We start from the raw sequence: 2,227 nt of genomic DNA on the forward strand, positions 1-2,227 counted from the left end.
TTTCGTTCACCGCGTCTCTCAGCGGCGACTTTTATATCTTATCATCTAACGAACTTGAAGTCAACAACTTTTTTTAATTTGTTTTCTTCGTTCGATTGACTGCCTCCTAATGAAGCAGGAATTAGAATATATCATATTTCGAAGGTAGAATGCAAGACTTTTTTGAAATAATTTTAAATCCTTTATTTCATGTCCTCCAATCCTCTTCTTTCTATCCTCTGTACCTACTCCTCGGTTAAAATGTTGTTCAGCATTGTAATGAATGCTTTAGCTGCTGGCGACAGATGCTTGTTTTAGTAATGAACATATTGAACCCCTCTCTCAAACTTCACTTCATCTATGGGAATACAACTAGCAGTCCGCTAGCAATCTCCTGCATCTTCATTAATTCAGATACTGCTGCTATGCAAGTCCATGAATAACGCCCTGCTTTATTCCTTCCAAGCTGCTGATTTCAATCGTATTGGATATCGAGATGCCTGCCTGTTCGAACTTCATATCGAGGAATTGCCTTGTTGCCGACTTATCCGGCTTCATAAGGAAGGTCACATTTTGAAGATCATATAACGTACATCTCTCCTCTTATGAACCACACGGTGATCTGGACGTGCAATGAGAACGAGGCGATCCTGATATAACGCGCAAGTCTGATACCGTGCTTCATTGACTTCTATTTGATCGGACAACACGAGAAATTCAATGCTGTTGGATTCCAATTGATGAACCAGCTGCTATGAGGATATAATCTTCATCTTAGATTCAAGCCTACCCAGGTGCGGCCCCATCGAAGCACTTGGAGTCGGAATCGATATTCAGCCTGGAGATGTCGTTCTTCGCTGCAATTTTGCCACTGTAGAAGCCGGTGTTGTGCTGGATCGAAGCGATGGCCGCATACGGGAACATACGGACAAACTTGCTGAATCCATTTCGGGAATAGAAGTAGCCAAGGGCATCTATGCTTACTGCAAGCCTGCGACTGAACATCGTGCTGTGCTTGTGCTGCGTGGTCAGGGCTTAAGTGATCAAATCAGTGATTCTGACCCGAAAGCGCCGAACGATGGCAAACCGTATCTTCCTGTTCAGCCGTTGGAATTACATTAGAAGCACGACGCACTGCTGCTGCAGTCAACCGCTTCTTTGGAATCTCTTCTCGGATCTTGTCATCGTATCCTGCGAATGAGGAGCGAGTAGCTAATGGATTGCTGCCTGCCAACTTCATTCTTACCCGTGGTGCAGGTAGTATGATTGAACTTGAGACCATTGCTTCAAAGATGTATTTCCGAGGTTGCTGCATTGCTGCCGAAAGCACCGTTCTTGGGGTAGCGAAGCTAGCCGGGTACACAACCATTACAGATATAAGAATGACAGGAAGTATGGATAATGATGTTGAACTGAAAGCAAAACTTGCACTTGAACAGATTGTCCATCATGACATTTTCTATGTTCATCTTAAAGCTCCAGATGTGATGGGGCTGATGATGAACCACTAAAAAGGCTCAATCCCTAGAAATGTTTGATAGAAATGTTGGCATAAACGCTGATCAACTATCAGAGGATGTATACCTAGCACTGGCCGCTGATCATTCTACTCCTTCTGAGGTTAAGGAGCATACTGGAGAGCCAGTTCCCGTCGTTATCTATGGACCAAGCATTCGAAGAGATCGAGTCGCCTCTTATAATGAAACGGACTGTGCCCATGGTGCACTTGGCCGGATGTCTGGTTCCGAGTTCGTCCGAACCTTGCATGGTTAATGGGGTATGTCGAAAAACAAGGAAACTGAGTTGAAAAATTCAAGATGCTGTCTTTAACAAATTAAATCGCAAGGGCTCTCATTTCTATTGCTGCAGCCCCCACTCTTTTTAAGTGGTGGGGGGTTGCTATATAGAATAGCATTCGTGAACGTCCCATTAATCATCTGTTTCTTTTATATATAAGAAATATGTATCCAAATCATAGGGAATAGTCACTTCAATAGACATTCTGTCAATTCGCCTCCTTAAGCGAGAAACCTGTACTAGTCCATCGAAATTGCATTAATAGCTCTTAACTACTTTATACATCTTCGATCACACTTACCGTTATTGCTTCCTTCGATGTACCTTAGAATCAGTCTCCCTACACTATTGAAATACATGTGTGAGTAGAACATTCTACAGCCATGGCTCCATTGGAGCTCACCTTGTTGAATGTGTTCTTGCATTTATGGCTGCTGTCTCCACGCTGGTA

The 2,227-nt window shown here is 43.3% G+C and carries 4 protein-coding genes; 3 read left to right on the forward strand and 1 reads right to left on the reverse strand.

The window, feature by feature from the left end; all coding sequences use genetic code 11:
• Positions 1-402: 402 nt before the first annotated feature.
• Complete coding sequence (locus tag BBG47_RS30980) at positions 403-537, reverse strand: hypothetical protein (RefSeq protein ID WP_254659953.1); 135 nt, start codon at positions 535-537, stop codon at positions 403-405.
• 273 nt (positions 538-810) lie between these two features.
• Between BBG47_RS30980 and BBG47_RS30985 the strand changes: the two genes are divergently transcribed.
• The 3 genes from BBG47_RS30985 to BBG47_RS30995 all read left to right on the forward strand — a co-directional run bounded on the left by BBG47_RS30985 (position 811) and on the right by BBG47_RS30995 (position 1,752).
• Positions 811-1,101, forward strand: coding sequence for an alkaline phosphatase family protein (locus BBG47_RS30985; RefSeq protein WP_251491203.1), 291 nt, complete (start codon positions 811-813; stop codon positions 1,099-1,101).
• Positions 1,102-1,199: 98 nt separating this feature from the next.
• Positions 1,200-1,490: an alkaline phosphatase family protein gene (locus tag BBG47_RS30990; RefSeq protein WP_254659954.1), complete on the forward strand. Its 291-nt coding sequence runs from the start codon at positions 1,200-1,202 to the stop codon at positions 1,488-1,490.
• Between the two features lie 19 nt (positions 1,491-1,509).
• Positions 1,510-1,752, forward strand: a complete 243-nt coding sequence (locus BBG47_RS30995; RefSeq protein WP_254659955.1) for a hypothetical protein — start codon at positions 1,510-1,512, stop codon at positions 1,750-1,752.
• The last annotated feature ends 475 nt before the right edge of the window (positions 1,753-2,227 follow it).

Source organism: Paenibacillus sp. KS1 (assembly GCF_001680695.1).
GTDB lineage: Bacteria > Bacillota > Bacilli > Paenibacillales > Paenibacillaceae > Paenibacillus_B > Paenibacillus_B suaedae.